Here is a 16,182-nt window from a genome sequence, read left to right as displayed (position 1 = left end):
GAAACGGAGTAGGCATAAGCACACATAAAAAAAACGGGATCGCATTCGATCCCGTCACTCACCGACCAGTCGTTATTTATTCAGATTAAACACCACCTCGACGCGATCGTCGAAGTGAATAGTCTGTTGCTCATAAGTCTGCGCCGCCGAGGTCTGATTCGCCGAAGGGGCCGCCGCATACATGCGCGTCACCGGCTCCGGTTGGAAGTTGGAAACATGATAACGGATGCTATACACCGGCCCCAGCTTGACGCCAAAGCCCTGCGCCAGCGACTCGGCCTGGGAGATCGCATTCTTGATCGCCATCTGGCGCGCCTGCTCGCGATACACCTCCGGCTTGGCGACACCCAGCTCGACGGAGCGGATCTCGTTGAGGTTCGCCTTTAAGGCGCCATCCAGCAGGCTGTTTAACTTATCGAGCTGACGCAGTGTGACCTGCACGGTACGCACCGCGCGATAGCCCTTCAGCTGGCTCTTACCATCCTTCTGGTAATCATACTCCGGCATGGTATACAGGTTGGCGGCGCTGATATCCTGCGTCTCGATACCGTTACGCTTTAAAAAGTCGAAATATTTCGCCACGCGTTGATCAACCTGCGACTTGGCACCGGCGGCATCCTTGGCACTGGCGCTGACCTGGAAGGTCAGGGTCGCCATATCAGGAACGGCGTCGACGCTGGCGGTGCCCGACGTCACCACATGCGGACCTTCTGGCATCTCGGCCGCCTGCGCATTCAACGCTACCCCACCGACACCCATCATTGCGGCCAAGGCCAATACTGTTAGTTTCACGCTTATCCTCCGCTTTACTGCCTCATTGCCAGGGGAGTCGCCCTGTGCCACACACCGGGATAGCGTACCTCCCGGCCATTTCCCACCGCCGTAGCGGTAGACTCCCAAATAGCATAGCGCGCCAACGGCATGACGGGTATCGGATAATTGCCTACTGTGCCCATCCTTGGCGCGCCAGCTCCAGCGCGATAAACCACATTACCGCACCGACCAACAGATTGATGGCGCGTTGCGCCCGGGGACGCCGCAGCCAGGGTGCCAACCAAGCGGCCAACAGCGCCAGACTAAAGAACCACACCACCGAGGCGCTCACCGCGCCGAAGGCGAACCAGCGACGCGGCTCCGCCAACAGCTGCCCCCCCAAGCTGCCCAACACCACGAAGGTATCCAGATAGACATGCGGATTGAGCCAAGTGACGGCCAACAGGGTGACGATGATACGCCAGCGCCCCTGCTGTAATAGGCTATCGTCCCGCTCCGTCGTCGCCGGACGCCAGGCGGCTCGCCAAGCGCCCCAGCCATACCACAACAGAAAGGCCACCCCGCCCCAAGTCACCCCCTGTAACAACAGCGGCGAGCGCAATAACAGCGCACTGCCACCGAAGACACCGGCGCAGATCAGCAGCAAATCGCTCAGGGCACACAGGCTGGCAATGGTCAGATGGTGGTGACGATGGATGCCATGGTTAAGCACGAACAGATTCTGCGGTCCCAAGGGCAAAATCAGGGCCGCACCCAGGGCGAAGCCCTGAGCAAAGATGGAGAACATGATGAATATTTCCTTAAAAATTGAGCAATTAGCACAATGAGCGGATGCGAGACATCATAATCAACTGCGTAGGAGAGCGGAAATGGGGATTTCTTATCGGCGATTAGGCGGGCTTATCGTTGCTGGCCAGGGCAGGCCCGGCCAGCAAGCGGGGGCGGTTACTCGGCGCGAGCCTTGCTAACCTGGCTACGGTAGAGGTGCACATCCATCTGTGGGAAGGGAATGCCGATATTATTGGCATCCAACGCGCGCTTAAAGTTCTCCATCAGATCAAAATAGATGGCCCAGTAGTCGGCGTTATTACTCCAGACACGCACCACAAAATTGAGTGAGGAGGCCGCCATCTCGTTCAAGCGAATGGTCACGCCATCGTCATGCAGAATACGCGTATCCGCCGCGACGACCTCGCCGAGCACCCGCTTCACCACATCGATATCGGCGTCATACGCCACCCCGACGGTGATATCGACGCGCCGTTTCGGTTCGCGCGAGAAGTTGATGATGTTGCCGGCGATGATCTTACCGTTAGGCACCACGATAATCTTGTTGTCCGCCGTCGCCAGGGTGGTCGAGAAGATCTGCACCTCACGCACCGTCCCCACCACACCGCCTAAATCCACTACCTCACCGGCGCGGAACGGGCGGAACAGCACCAGCAGGACACCGGCGGCGAAGTTAGACAGCGAGCCTTGCAGCGCCAGGCCAATAGCCAAACCGGCGGCGCCGAGTACCGCGATCACCGAGGTGGTCTGTACGCCGAGACGCCCCAGGGCGGCGATAATGGTGAACGCTAAAATACCGTAACGGACCATCGCCGCCAGGAAGTGAACCACCGTCACATCCAGGCCGCGCGCCTTCAGCAAGCGGGTCAGCGTCGAAGAGATGCCGCGCGCGACCAACGAACCGACGATCAGGATCACCACCGCGGCGACCAGATTGACGGCATAGCTCAACAGCAGATCCTGATTACGCAGGATCCAGCCACCGGCGTTTTGAATCCCATCTACCACATCCAATTCTTTCATCTTATTGTTTAACCTCCAATATCATTGTCTGCCCGCGGCCCATTCGTCGACGGCACAGGCAAAAGCAGGCCACAGATCGCGGCCCAAAACAGCTTCAGAGTAGCTAACAATAGCGAGAGACTCCACTTTTCATTCACACTAAAAATCTGAAAATAAAAACTTATAATTACTAATTTTTATTCATCCTCGGCATAGCCGCGGCGGATGCGCCGCATAAAAAAACCCCGCCTAGGCGGGGTTTCTCAACGCGTCGCGACGATTACAGTACGTCAATGCAGTTCAGTTCTTTGAACGCCAGTTCCAGACGCTCGATCATCCCGGTCTGGCCGGCACGCAGCCATACACGCGGATCGTAGTATTTCTTGTTCGGCTTATCGTCGCCTTCCGGGTTACCCAGCTGGCCCTGCAGATAGCCTTCGTTCTTCTTGTAGTACTTCAGCACGCCTTCCCAGGTCGCCCACTGAGTATCGGTGTCGATATTCATCTTCACCACACCGTAGCTGACCGCTTCTTTGATCTCTGCGGCGGTTGAACCAGAACCACCGTGGAAGACGAAGTTCAGGCTGTTGTGCGGCAGGTTATGTTTCTTGGAAACATACTCCTGAGAGTTTTTCAGGATCACCGGCGTCAGCTGCACGTTGCCCGGCTTGTACACGCCGTGTACGTTACCGAAGGAGGCGGCGATGGTGAAACGCGGGCTGATCGCGTTCAGTTTGGTGTAGGCGTAATCGACATCTTCCGGCTGAGTATACAGCGCGGAGTTGTCCAGATGGCTGTTGTCCACGCCATCTTCTTCACCGCCGGTACAACCCAGTTCCAGCTCCAGGGTCATGCCGATCTTGGCCATACGTGCCAGGTACTGAGAGCAGATCTCGATGTTCTCTTCCAGAGACTCTTCAGACAGGTCGATCATGTGAGAAGAAAACAGCGGCTTACCGGTCGCGGCGAAGTGCTTCTCGCCCGCATCCAGCAGCCCGTCCAGCCACGGCAGCAGTTTCTTGGCGCAGTGGTCGGTGTGCAGGATAACCGGAACACCGTAGTGCTCGGCCATCTGATGAACATGGTGTGCACCGGCGATCGCACCGAGGATGGCCGCCTGCTGGCCTTCCAGCTTCAGCCCTTTGCCGGCGATGAAGGCAGCGCCGCCGTTAGAGAACTGAACGATGATCGGCGCGCGAACTTTAGCAGCCGCTTCCATAACCGCGTTGATGGAGTCGGTACCGACGCAGTTGACTGCCGGCAGAGCGAATTTGTTCTCTTTCGCTACCTGGAATACTTTCTGAACGTCATCGCCAGAGATGACACCCGGTTTAACAAAATCAAAGATTTTAGACATGTCTAATCGTCCTGTTTCGTGGGCGTGAGTGTTTTCCAATCGGAACAACATTACCGCGCGCCAGGGCGCGATAAAACAACGGGAGGCGCGAGGGCCTCCCGTTAACGGGTATTACTGCTTGGCGCGCTCTTCGAGCATCACCACGGCCGGCAATTTCTTGCCTTCTACGAACTCCAGGAAGGCGCCGCCGCCGGTGGAGATGTAAGAAATCTTGTCGGCGATGCCGAACAGGTCGATCGCCGCCAGCGTATCACCGCCACCCGCGATAGAGAACGCGTCGCTCTCGGCGATGGCGTTAGCCACGATTTCGGTCCCTTTACGGAAGTTCGGGAACTCGAAGACGCCGACCGGGCCGTTCCACAGGATAGTCTTCGCGTTTTTCAGGATAGCGGCCAGCTGCTCGGCAGAGGCGTCGCCCAGATCCAGAACCTGCTCATCATCTTTGATTTCGCTGACGGATTTCATGGTCGCCGGTGCGGTTTCAGAGAACTCGGTCGCCACACGTACATCGGTCGGAACCGGGATGTCGCAGGTGGTCAGCAGCTTCTTCGCTTCCGGGATCAGGTCGGCTTCGTACAGAGATTTACCCACATTGTGGCCTTCGGCCGCGATGAAGGTGTTAGCGATGCCGCCACCGACGATCAGCTGATCGGCGATCTTGGACAGGGAATCCAGCACGGTCAGCTTGGTGGAGACTTTAGAACCACCGACGATAGCGACCATCGGACGAGCCGGGTTGCTCAGGGCCTTGCCCAGCGCTTCCAGCTCACCAGACAGCAGCGGACCGGCACAGGCGATCGGCGCGAACTTGCCCACACCGTGGGTAGACGCCTGGGCGCGGTGCGCAGTACCGAAGGCATCCATCACGAAGACGTCGCACAGTGCGGCATACTTCTTAGACAGGACCTCGTCGTCCTTCTTCTCACCTTTGTTGAAACGGACGTTTTCCAGCACCACCAGCTCGCCCTGTGCGACATCGACGCCGTCCAGGTAATCTTTAGCCAGGCGTACCGGCGCGCTCAGATGATCTTTGAGGTAATTCACCACCGGCAGCAGAGAGAACGCTTCGTTGTACTCGCCTTCGGTCGGACGGCCCAGATGGGAAGTCACCATCACGCACGCACCCTGTTTCAGCGCCAGCTCAATGGTCGGCAGGGACGCACGGATACGCGCATCAGAAGTCACTTTACCGTCTTTAACCGGAACGTTAAGGTCCGCACGGATCAGGACGCGTTTACCCGCCAGATCCAAATCGGTCATCTTAATTACAGACATGGTGAATCCTCTCATTGATTCTCTAAAAGTTGCTTTAAGCTGTGTCGCCGCGCACGGCTACGACGCATTAGAAACTGCCTGAGACATCGCCAGCGTGGTATCCAACATCCGGTTGGCGAAGCCCCACTCGTTGTCACACCAGACCAACGTTTTAATCAAATGCCGACCACTCACCCGCGTCTGAGTACCGTCCACGATGGCGCTGTGCGGGTCGTGATTAAAGTCGGTCGAGACCAGCGGTAATTCTGTGTAGTCAACTATACCATGAAATGAGGTGGATGCCGCCTTTTGCAGCAAGTGGTTCACCTCGTCGACCTGCACCGCCGCCCGCACACTGACGCTGAGATCGATAGCCGTCACATTCAGTGTCGGCACCCGTACCGAGATCGCCTCGAAACGATCGCGAAACTGGGGGAGCACACGTGCGATACCCGCCGCAAGCTTGGTATCCACCGGAATAATCGAGTGGCTGGCCGCGCGAGTACGGCGTAAATCCGGGTGATAGGCATCGATCACTGGCTGATCATTCATCGAGGAGTGGATGGTGGTCACCGCCCCCGATTCAATGCCGAAGGCATCATCCAACACCTTAATCACCGGGATGATACAGTTGGTGGTACAGGAGGCATTGGAGACGATGCGATGCGCCGCCTGCAGACTCTCCTGATTCACGCCATACACTATCGTGGCATCGAGGTCATGGCCGCCGGGGTGGGAAAACAACACCTTCCCAGCCCCCGCCAGAATATGAGCTTCACCATCCGCCCGGCTGCCATAAACGCCGCTACAGTCCAGAACGACATCCACCTGCAACGCGTCCCACGGCAACGCCGCGATCTGCGGTTGATGCAACAGGCGGATACGATCGTCCCCGACCCATAACCAATCATCCTGCTGACGCACCGGCCAGGCAAAGCGGCCATGGCAGCTATCATACTGCAACAGGTGCGCCATCCCTTCCGACGCCGCTAACTCATTAATCGCGACGACCTGGATCTGCGCCCGGCGCCCAGACTCATACAACGCCCGCAGTACATTGCGACCGATGCGCCCAAAACCATTGATGGCGATACGTAAGGACATCTCACTCAATTCCTCATCCGCAAAAGAGGATCCAGAGTAATCGATGCCCGCGACATGAGGATCGCTTTATGCAGCAAAAACACCACTGTCCCCATCGATTCGTCGCCGCTTGCCCCATCAACTGAAACGCTTCAGCTAAGAATAAACCAAACCTCGGGCAAAGAAAATACGGTAGGAGAAAAGCGCGTGACTTGAGCGAGAATTTGAATAGAAACGTGCATCCCATCACAAATTTAGCGCAAAAGTGGGAAAGGGCAGCCCGGCGATAACCCGCGAGCCAAAAAAAACGGGGCCATAGCCCCGTTCTCTCATGCTGCGACGTCAACGACGCATTAGCCTAACAGCGCGCGCGCCTTCGCCAACACATTATCGACGGTGAAGCCGAACTCAACGAACAGCTGTTCGGCCGGCGCAGACTCACCGAAGGTGGTCATGCCGACGACGGCGCCGTTCAGACCGACATACTTGTACCAGAAGTCGGCGATACCCGCCTCGACCGCCACGCGGGCGCTGACGGCAGACGGCAGTACCGCTTCACGGTAGGCGGCATCCTGCTTGTCGAACACTTCGGTTGACGGCATGGAGACCACGCGAACCTGACGCCCTTCGGCGCTCAGCTGCGCGGCGGCTTTCATCGCCAGCTCCACTTCGGAACCGGTAGCGATGAAGATCAGCTCCGGCTGTGCGTCGCAATCCTGCAGGATGTAGGCGCCGCGCTCGATATTCGCCAGCTGTTCAGCCGAGCGATCCATCTGTGTCAGGTTCTGACGAGAGAAGATCAGCGCAGACGGCCCATCCAGACGCTCGATGGCCTTCTTCCATGCCACCGCAGACTCGACCTGGTCACACGGACGCCAGGTGTTCATATTTGGCGTGGTGCGCAGGCTAGCCATCTGCTCGACCGGCTGGTGCGTCGGGCCATCTTCGCCCAGACCGATGGAGTCATGGGTGTAGACCTGAATGTTGCGGATCTTCATCAGTGCCGCCATACGCATGGCGTTACGGGCATATTCCATGAACATCAGGAAGGTGGCACCGTAGGGGATAAAGCCGCCGTGCAGCGCGATACCGTTGATGATGGCGGTCATGCCGAATTCGCGCACACCGTAGTGAATGTAGTTGCCTGCGGCATCTTCATTCAGGGCCTTGGAGCCGGACCACATGGTCAGGTTGCTCGGTGCCAGGTCGGCGGAGCCACCCAGGAATTCCGGTAGCAGCTTAGCGAAGGCTTCCAGCGCATTCTGGGAGGCCTTACGGCTGGCGATCTTAGCCGGGTTCGCCTGCAACTGCTCGATGAACTTACGCGCTTCACTGTCCCAGCTGGCCGGCAGTTCGCCGTTGATACGGCGTTTGAATTCGGCGGCCAACTGCGGGAAGGCGGCCTGATAGGCGGCGAAACGCACGTCCCATGCCTGCTCTTTCGCCAGACCGGCCTCTTTGGCATCCCACTGCGCGTAGATCTCCGGCGGGATGACGAACGGCGGGTAGTTCCAACCCAGTTGCGCGCGGGTCGCAGCGATCTCGGCATCACCCAACGGCGCACCGTGGGAATCGTGGGTACCGGCCTTGTTCGGTGAACCAAAACCGATGATGGTTTTGCACATCAACAGAGACGGCTTATCGCTCACGCTGCGCGCCTCTTCGATAGCGGCCTTAATCGCGGCGCTATCGTGGCCATCGACGCCACGTACCACATGCCAGCCATAGGCTTCGAAACGCTTGGCGGTGTCGTCGGTAAACCAACCGTCGACGTGGCCGTCGATGGAGATCCCGTTGTCATCGTAGAACGCGATCAGCTTGCCCAGCTTCAGGGTACCGGCTAAGGAGCAGACTTCGTGGGAGATGCCTTCCATCATGCAACCATCACCCATAAAGGCATAGGTGAAGTGGTCGACGATATCATGCCCCGGGCGGTTAAACTGCGCCGCCAGCGTACGCTCGGCAATGGCCATGCCGACGGCGTTGGCAATGCCTTGGCCCAGCGGACCCGTGGTGGTCTCGACGCCCGGGGTATAACCGTATTCCGGGTGACCTGGGGTCTTGGAGTGCAGCTGACGGAAGTTTTCCAGCTCGGACATCGGCAGATCATAGCCGGTGAGGTGCAACAGGCTGTAGATCAGCATAGAACCATGGCCGTTGGACAGCACGAAACGGTCGCGGTCGGCCCAGTGCGGGTTGGCCGGGTTATGGTTCATGTAATCACGCCACAGGACTTCGGCGATATCTGCCATCCCCATCGGGGCGCCCGGGTGACCGGATTTGGCCTTCTGCACCGCATCCATGCTCAGGGCACGGATAGCATTGGCAAGCTCTTTACGAGAGGACATGTTCTACTCCAAGTCGGATTGTATGAAAACAAGGGTTCGCCGTATTGTCTCAGACTCGGAGTGAAAACGGCAATCCTTATCGTGGCGCGGCCAGGGAGGGAGAGCACAAATCCACGATCCGGCGTATGCACGCCGCCGAGTAGAGCGCGCGATGTGTTACGGCTTATCGTATGACGCGTAGCGTAACATACTCTCCTCGCCCCGCCGCTGAGTGCTGCGCAGCAATTGCGCAAGTGCGGCATTTTATTGACCTGCATTGCGCAAATGGCGGTTTTCCCACCGCTGTCTTATCGCCACGTTTTTCTCAGCAAAAAGCTTTCTTTTCCTTTTGATTGTACGTTATGCGATCACAATCGCGGTAAAACAATGTTTCAAATTGTTATCTTTGCTTTCGAACAATAAAAAGGAATCGATTATGACACTCTCACGACGCGCGTTTTTGCAGCGTACCGCCGGCGGGATCGCCGGCGTCGCCCTCGGCGCACCGGCGCTGGCCGCTGACGGTGCCGCAGATAACGCACCACAACGGGCGACGCCCCCGCGTAACATCGTCATCATCACCGCCGATCAGCTGGCGCGCCGCGCCGTTGGCGGCTATGGCAACCCGCAGGTCACGACCCCGGCCATCGACAGCCTGATCGCCCACGGCACTCGCTTCGAACGCGCCTACTGCCCCTACCCGCTGTGTGCGCCATCGCGCGCCTGCTACTGGACTGGACGCCTGCCGCATCAGACCGGGGTGATCGCCAACGACAGCCCGAACATTCCACAAGATATGGTGACGCTGGGCGAGCTGTTCAGCCAGGCCGGCTATGAGTGCCGCCACTTCGGCAAGCGCCATGACTACGGCTCGCTCAAGGGCTTCGACTGTGCCGAACAGATCGAGCTGCCCTATGACAGCCCCGCCGCCTATCCGGTCGACTACGACACCCGCGAGGATGTCTATTGCCTGCAGGAGAGCCTCAAGTATATCGACACCCTGAAGGGGCGCGGCGCCGATGCGCCGTTTATGCTGGCGATCGAATTCAATAATCCCCATAACATCAACGGCTGGACCGGCGCCTTCGCCGGCCCCCATGGCGAGATCGACGGGCTGGGTCCCCTGCCGCCGCTATTGGATAACTTCGACACCGCCGCCGATCTGCCCAACCGGCCGCAAGCCATCCAGTACGCCTGCTGCACCCATAACCGCGTGATGCAGTCCGCCAACTGGAACGAACTCAACTTCCGCCAGTATCTCAAGGCCTACTACCACTTTACCGCCTTAGCCGACGACTGCATCGGCCAGGTGCTGGCGGCGCTACGTGCCAGCGGCCACGGCGACGATACCCTGGTGGTCTTCTTCGCCGATCATGGCGACGCGATGGGTGCGCACCGCCTGGTGGCCAAGATGAACTGGTTCTATGAGGAGTCGACCAACGTCCCGCTGGTCTTCGCCGGCCCCGGCATCCGCCCGCAGGCCAGCAGCGATCATCTCACCTCCCTGTGCGATCTCGTGCCGACGCTGTGCAACTACGCCGGGATCACCCCACCGCCCGGCCTATATGGCCGCTCGCTGCTGCCGATCCTGCGCGGCGAGCAGCCAGCCGCGTGGCGCGATGAGGTCATTACCCAGTGGAATACCGATCGCAACGTGGACGTACAACCCGCCCGCATGCTGCGTACTGATCGCTACAAGTACATTATCTATAAAGAGAATGAGGAAGAAGAACTGTACGATCTCCAGCAGGATCCGGGCGAAACCCGCAACCTGGCTCGCTCGCCGCAGCATCAGGAGCAGCGGCGCGCCCTGCGTGCGCGTTTCGACGACTATGTGCGTAACCAGGTCGATCCCTTCTACAGCCAGGAGGCGATCATCGATCGACGCTGGCGTAGCCATCCTGTCGGCTATCAGCACCATCGGGGAGAGACCAGCATTCAGGTCTACCAGAAGGAGATCCGCCCGCTGATCATGGACAAGGAGTTCGAGAAGGCGCGCGAGGTGCGGCTTGCGCTCTACCGCCAGGCTCGCGCCTCCTACGGCGGCGCGGGTTAACCGCCGCGACCAGACTCGGCCCTCTCGGCGGCGTCGCGGGAATACATATTCCCCGGCATAATCGGAGAGGAGCAAGACATAAAAAAGGCCGGGCAATGCCCGGCCTCTGCGTTCTCTGGTGCAGGATTACTTCTTCGCCGCCTGGATATAGAGCATCTCCAGCGCCAGGGTCGCCGCCGCCAGGGCGGTGATCTCCGACTGGTCATAGGCCGGCGCCACTTCCACCACATCCATCCCGACGATGTTCAGATCTTGCAGGCCGCGCACCAATTTCAGGGCGCGATCGGAGGTCAATCCGCCGATGACCGGCGTGCCGGTGCCCGGCGCATGGGCCGGATCCAAGCAGTCGATATCGAAGGTCAGATAGACCGGCATGTCGCCGACGATGCGTTTCACCTCGGCCAGGATCGTCTCGACGCCACTGTCGTTCACCTGAGCGGCATCCAGCACGGTGAAGCCGTTGTCGTGATCGTATTCGGTACGAATGCCGATCTGCACCGAATGCTGCGGATCGATCAACCCTTCATTGGGTGCATGGAAGAACATGGTGCCATGATCGAACTGGCTGCCGTGAGCGTAGGTATCGGTATGCGCGTCGAAGTGTACCAGCGCCATCTTACCGAAGTGCTTGGCATGGGCGCGCAACAACGGCAGGGTGACGAAGTGGTCACCGCCGAAGGTCAGGCAGCGTTTGCCGCTGGCCAGCAGACGCTCGGTATGCGCCTGTAAGTTATCGCTCATCTCCTGGGCGTCGCCGAAGCTGAACACCACATCGCCGCAATCCACCACCTTCAGGCGGTCGCGCATGTCGAAGTTCCACGGCCAACGCTTACCTTCCCAGGCCAGATTGGTCGAGACCTGGCGGATCGCCGCCGGTCCATGACGCGCACCGGCGCGGCCAGAGGTGGCCATATCGAACGGCACCCCGGTGATCACCCAATCGGCGTCGCCGTCGTACGGCATGAAGTCCAGCGGTAGGCGCAGGAAACCGAATGCGTTGGATACCAAAGAGTTATCAGGTTTATGCCCTAGAGTACACATACTCGCTCCTCATTATAAGTCCCGCCGCCGTGGCCTGAAGCCCGACGGACTGGCGGCGTCGCGATGAAAAAAAAATCCCTCCCGCGTCGTTGGCCCGACGAGGAAGGGATTATCAGTTCGCTAAATAGCGTATTGCTGTCGATTATGGCGGCAAGCTGGCGGGACTGCAAGCCCGCCAACCTACGTCGCTGCCACACCGCACGCCGGCGGCGCTTACTCCTCTTCCAGGTAGGTATACCCGTACAGCCCCGCCTCGAACTCTTCCAGGAATTGCGCCTGTAAGCCCTCATCCAGCTGCGCGGCGCGCACCTGATCGCGGAAGTGCGTCAGCAACACCTGCGGATCGAGCTGCACGTACTCCAACATCTCCGCCACGGAGTTGCCGTCGTAAGACTCATCCACCTCGACGCTGCCGTCCTCGAACACATACACGTCGACCGTGGCGGTATCGCCAAACAGGTTATGCATGTTGCCGAGGATCTCTTGGTAGGCGCCGATCATGAAGAAGCCCACCAGCGGCGGATCCTGCGGATCGTACTCCGGCATCGGCATGGTGGTCGCCACCCCGTCGCCATCGATATAGTGATCGATGGTGCCATCCGAGTCGCAGGTGATGTCCAGCAACACGGCGCGGCGCGTCGGCACCTTGTCCAAGCCACTGAGCGGCAGGACCGGGAACAGCTGATCGATCCCCCAGGCATCCGGCATCGACTGGAACAGCGAGAAGTTGACGTACAGCTTGTCGGCCATCCGCTCTTGCAGTTCATCGATGATCGGGCGATGGGCGCGATTGCTCGGGTCCAACTGAGTCTGCAACTGATTGCAGATGGCCAAATATTGCTGCTCGGCCCAGGCGCGTTGGCTCAGGCTGAGAATGCCGTGAGCATACTGGCTGTGGACGTCGTGCAGATCGAGCTGGCTGTCATGCAGCCATTCGCGCAGCGAGCGGCGGCCGCCCGGCGTCTGCATCTCCTCCCAGGTGGCCCAGAGGCTCTGCAACGCACGCGGCGCATCGCTGGCCGGCTGCTGCGGCTGCGGGAATTCATTACGCTCCACGCCGATGATGTTGGAGACCAGCACCGTATGGTGTGCCGTCACCGCCCGTCCCGATTCGGTGATCACCGTCGGATGCGGTAAGCCATGCTCATTACAGGCATCGCCTATGCCCCAGATCACGTTGTTGGCGTACTCGTTCAGACCGTAGTTGACGGAGCAGTCCGACTGGGAACGGGTTCCCTCGTAGTCGACCCCCAGGCCGCCGCCGACGTCGAAACACTGGATGTTCACACCCAGCTTATGCAGTTCGACGTAGAAACGAGCCGACTCACGCACCCCGGTGGCGATGTCACGAATGTTGGCCATCTGCGAACCGAGATGGAAATGCAGCAGTTGCAGACTCTCCAGATGCCCGGCCTGGCGTAGTGTCTCCACCAGATGCAACACCTGGGTCGCCGACAGACCAAACTTAGACTTCTCGCCGCCGCTAGACTGCCACTTACCGGAGCCCTGTGAGGCCAGACGCGCCCGCACGCCGAGACGCGGCACCACATTCAGGCGCTGCGCCTCCTCCAGCACCAGGTCGATCTCGCTCAGCTTCTCGATGACCAGATAAACCTTATGGCCCAGCTTCTCGCCGATCAGCGCCAGACGAATGTATTCGCGGTCCTTATAGCCATTGCAGACGATGACACTACGCGTCATCCCGGCATGGGCCAGCACCGCCATCAGCTCAGCCTTCGAACCCGCCTCCAGCCCTAACGGTTCGCCGGAGTTGACCAACGACTCGATCACTCGACGCTGCTGATTCACCTTGATCGGGTAGACCAGGAAGTAATCCCCCTGGTAGCCAAACGAGGCGCGCGCGCGACGGAAGGCGGCGTTAATCGAGCGCAAGCGATGTTGCAGGATCTGCGGGAAACAGAACAACGCCGGCAGGCGCTGCTGGCGATCGGCCTGGATCTGTAATGCCAACGCCGTCAGATCGACGCGCGCCTGCGGCACATCGGGATCGGGGCACACGGAGATGTGGCCCAGCTCATTCACATCGTAATAGTTGCCACCCCAATAGGCGACGTTGTAGGTGCTCAGCATCTTGCTGGCATTACTATCGCTCATGGCGACCTCCTGCATGGAACGCAACGGGGAAGTATCCGCCGTATCCTGCGGATACTGTGCAATCAGATCAGACACGAGCGACTCCTTCGATGGCAGTGTGGCTAACCTTTGCGCCAGTCACTATCGCAGCATCATCTGCATAGAACAACCCACACGCCGGGATTTTTGGCGTGACCACAAAGCTCAGCGCCGGACGAAATGCCGGGCCGATATCAGCATAAGAACAAAACACGTCGTTGACTCCGTGGGTCGGGGAAACCGCCTGTAACGGCACAACCCCTATGAATAAATGCCTGCAGCGAACGCCACAGGTTACCCTTGTTCAGTCATCAGATGCCGTAAACGGCGCACGAATCCTGAGGTACACCCAAGCCTTCATCTCAAGGATAAATAACATCGGGCAAAAGCAAGAAATGAGGATAAAAAGGAAGGAAGGCGCATTGCGCAAAACGCGTCATCATGACGCAAGACGCTGCCGGGAGCAGCTCGTTTCACCACAGCCTCAACACGGATCATTACCTGAACCACCTCCACCGCTGCCATTTGGCACGACAGCACTTCAAAGTTAACAGCATGATAGAACTGACAGTAGGGATAACCCATACCCTCCTCGGCCGGAAGTGGGACACATAGCCGCCCCGGAGTGTGCCGCCCGACGTCGCGATCGACGCCGAAAAACAGCAACAAGCCGGTTAAAGCGTTATGTACCGGTAAGCCGCGCGCCGTTTATACCGACAACCAGACAAAAAAGCAAAATGAAATTATATCGATTCCTCGATCACCGGCATCGCGTGGGCGATGACGCGCCGTTATCGTGCGTTTCCGCAAAAAAAGGGGTGGAAAAAACCTAGTGCCTTGACCTAGAATAGCCGTCCAGATGTTAATCCATCTATACTTTTTAACCGATAAACTGCTTAACGGCTTTGCCTGAGGGGCGTTGCAGGAAGCATCAGACAGCAGAGGGGGCGCACGATGTCTCCCCCTGATGACTCACCCCACGCAGCACGCAGTGTCAACGCAGCGCAGTAGAATCAACCCGTCTTTTGAAGGTAAAGAACACAATGGCCAAACACCTTTTCACCTCCGAATCCGTCTCTGAAGGACATCCGGATAAGATCGCCGACCAAATCTCCGACGCCGTACTGGATGCCATCCTGGAACAGGACCCCAAGGCACGCGTCGCCTGTGAAACCTACGTTAAGACCGGGATGGTACTGGTCGGCGGTGAAATCACCACCAACGCTTGGGTCGATATCGAAGAGCTGACCCGTAAGACCGTAGCCGATATCGGCTATGTCAGCTCCGACATGGGCTTCGATGCCAACTCCTGCGCGGTACTGAGCGCCATCGGTAAGCAGTCTCCGGACATCAACCAGGGCGTCGATCGCTGTGACCCGCTGGAACAGGGTGCCGGCGACCAGGGCATCATGTTCGGTTACGCCACCAACGAAACCGAAGTGCTGATGCCAGCTCCGATCACCTACGCGCATCGTCTGATGGAGCGTCAGGCCGAGGTGCGTAAGAACGGCACCCTGCCGTGGCTGCGTCCTGATGCCAAGAGCCAGGTCACCTTCCTGTACGACGACGGCAAGATCGCCGGTATCGATGCGGTGGTTCTGTCCACTCAACATGCCGATAGCATCGGTCAGAAAGAGTTGCAGGAAGCGGTGATGGAAGAGATCATCAAGCCGGTCCTGCCGGCCGAGTGGCTCTCCGCCGCCACCAAATACTTCATCAACCCGACCGGGCGTTTCGTCATCGGCGGCCCGATGGGCGACTGCGGCCTGACGGGTCGTAAGATCATCGTCGACACCTACGGTGGCGCAGCACGTCACGGTGGCGGTGCCTTCTCCGGTAAGGATCCGTCCAAGGTTGACCGTTCAGCCGCCTATGCTGCGCGCTATGTCGCCAAAAACATCGTCGCCGCGGGCCTAGCCGACCGCTGCGAGATCCAGGTCTCTTACGCCATCGGCGTCGCCGAGCCGACTTCCATCATGGTAGAGACCTTTGGCACGGAGAAAATCGCGCAAGAACAGCTGATCCAACTGGTCCGCGAATGCTTCGATCTGCGCCCGTACGGCCTGATTCAGATGCTGGATCTGATCCAGCCGATCTATCGCCAGACCGCAGCCTACGGCCACTTCGGGCGCGAGCAGTTCCCGTGGGAGAAGACCGACAAAGCGGCGCTGCTGCGCGAAGCGGCCGGCCTGAAATAAGCCTTGCCACCCAACAGGCGCGACGGCGTCTGTTGGGGCTGACGCGCGGCCTGGTGCCGCGCGCATCCCTGTCCAGCGCATCCGCTACCGTCTACCGTCTACCGTCTACCGTCTACCGTCTACCGTCTACCGTCTACCGTCTACCGTCTACCGTCTACCGTCTACCGT

At 59.0% G+C, this 16,182-nt stretch carries 11 protein-coding genes; 2 read left to right on the top strand and 9 right to left on the bottom strand.

Annotated features, from left to right (window positions below; translation table 11 throughout):
* Window positions 1-72: 72 nt before the first annotated feature.
* The 7 genes from ACEQFP_RS11825 to tkt all read right to left on the bottom strand — a co-directional run bounded on the left by ACEQFP_RS11825 (window position 73) and on the right by tkt (window position 8,607).
* Window positions 73-792: an oxidative stress defense protein gene (locus ACEQFP_RS11825; RefSeq protein WP_005296335.1), complete on the bottom strand. Its 720-nt coding sequence runs from the start codon at window positions 790-792 to the stop codon at window positions 73-75.
* A gap of 151 nt (window positions 793-943) precedes the next feature.
* Window positions 944-1,561, bottom strand: coding sequence for an arginine exporter ArgO (gene argO, locus ACEQFP_RS11820; protein WP_005282141.1), 618 nt, complete (start codon window positions 1,559-1,561; stop codon window positions 944-946).
* 158 nt (window positions 1,562-1,719) lie between these two features.
* Window positions 1,720-2,586, bottom strand: coding sequence for a small-conductance mechanosensitive channel MscS (gene mscS / locus ACEQFP_RS11815; protein WP_005282142.1), 867 nt, complete (start codon window positions 2,584-2,586; stop codon window positions 1,720-1,722).
* A gap of 259 nt (window positions 2,587-2,845) precedes the next feature.
* Complete coding sequence (gene fbaA / locus ACEQFP_RS11810; RefSeq protein WP_005296332.1) at window positions 2,846-3,922, bottom strand: class II fructose-bisphosphate aldolase; 1,077 nt, start codon at window positions 3,920-3,922, stop codon at window positions 2,846-2,848.
* A gap of 111 nt (window positions 3,923-4,033) precedes the next feature.
* Window positions 4,034-5,197: a phosphoglycerate kinase gene (gene pgk / locus ACEQFP_RS11805; RefSeq protein ID WP_005296329.1), complete on the bottom strand. Its 1,164-nt coding sequence runs from the start codon at window positions 5,195-5,197 to the stop codon at window positions 4,034-4,036.
* Window positions 5,198-5,254: 57 nt separating this feature from the next.
* Entirely contained in the window at window positions 5,255-6,280 is a 1,026-nt protein-coding gene (gene epd / locus ACEQFP_RS11800; protein WP_035596549.1) for an erythrose-4-phosphate dehydrogenase, read from the bottom strand.
* 332 nt (window positions 6,281-6,612) lie between these two features.
* Window positions 6,613-8,607: a transketolase gene (gene tkt / locus ACEQFP_RS11795; protein WP_005282153.1), complete on the bottom strand. Its 1,995-nt coding sequence runs from the start codon at window positions 8,605-8,607 to the stop codon at window positions 6,613-6,615.
* Window positions 8,608-9,022: 415 nt separating this feature from the next.
* On the opposite strand from tkt, the gene ACEQFP_RS11790 reads away from it, so the two are divergent.
* Window positions 9,023-10,642 carry a sulfatase gene (locus ACEQFP_RS11790; protein ID WP_370547206.1) on the top strand — a complete coding sequence of 540 codons (1,620 nt, stop codon included), beginning with the start codon at window positions 9,023-9,025 and terminating at the stop codon, window positions 10,640-10,642.
* Between the two features lie 126 nt (window positions 10,643-10,768).
* Here the strand turns inward: ACEQFP_RS11790 and speB are convergent, their stop codons facing one another.
* The gene (gene speB, locus ACEQFP_RS11785) at window positions 10,769-11,683 is read right to left on the bottom strand and encodes an agmatinase (protein ID WP_005282158.1); all 915 of its coding nucleotides are present in this window, start codon (window positions 11,681-11,683) and stop codon (window positions 10,769-10,771) included.
* Window positions 11,684-11,896: 213 nt separating this feature from the next.
* A complete protein-coding gene (gene speA, locus ACEQFP_RS11780) occupies window positions 11,897-13,813 on the bottom strand; it encodes a biosynthetic arginine decarboxylase (protein WP_370547539.1) in 1,917 nt (638 codons plus the stop codon).
* Between the two features lie 1,046 nt (window positions 13,814-14,859).
* Here speA and metK point away from each other — a divergent pair.
* Complete coding sequence (gene metK, locus ACEQFP_RS11775) at window positions 14,860-16,014, top strand: methionine adenosyltransferase (protein ID WP_005282174.1); 1,155 nt, start codon at window positions 14,860-14,862, stop codon at window positions 16,012-16,014.
* Window positions 16,015-16,182: the final 168 nt, after the last annotated feature.

It is taken from the genome of Edwardsiella sp. A.80236, assembly GCF_044540725.1.
GTDB classification, from domain to species: domain Bacteria; phylum Pseudomonadota; class Gammaproteobacteria; order Enterobacterales; family Enterobacteriaceae; genus Edwardsiella; species Edwardsiella tarda.
The sequence above is the reverse complement of the archived record's forward strand: the minus strand, read 5'-3'. Positions and strand labels throughout refer to the sequence as shown.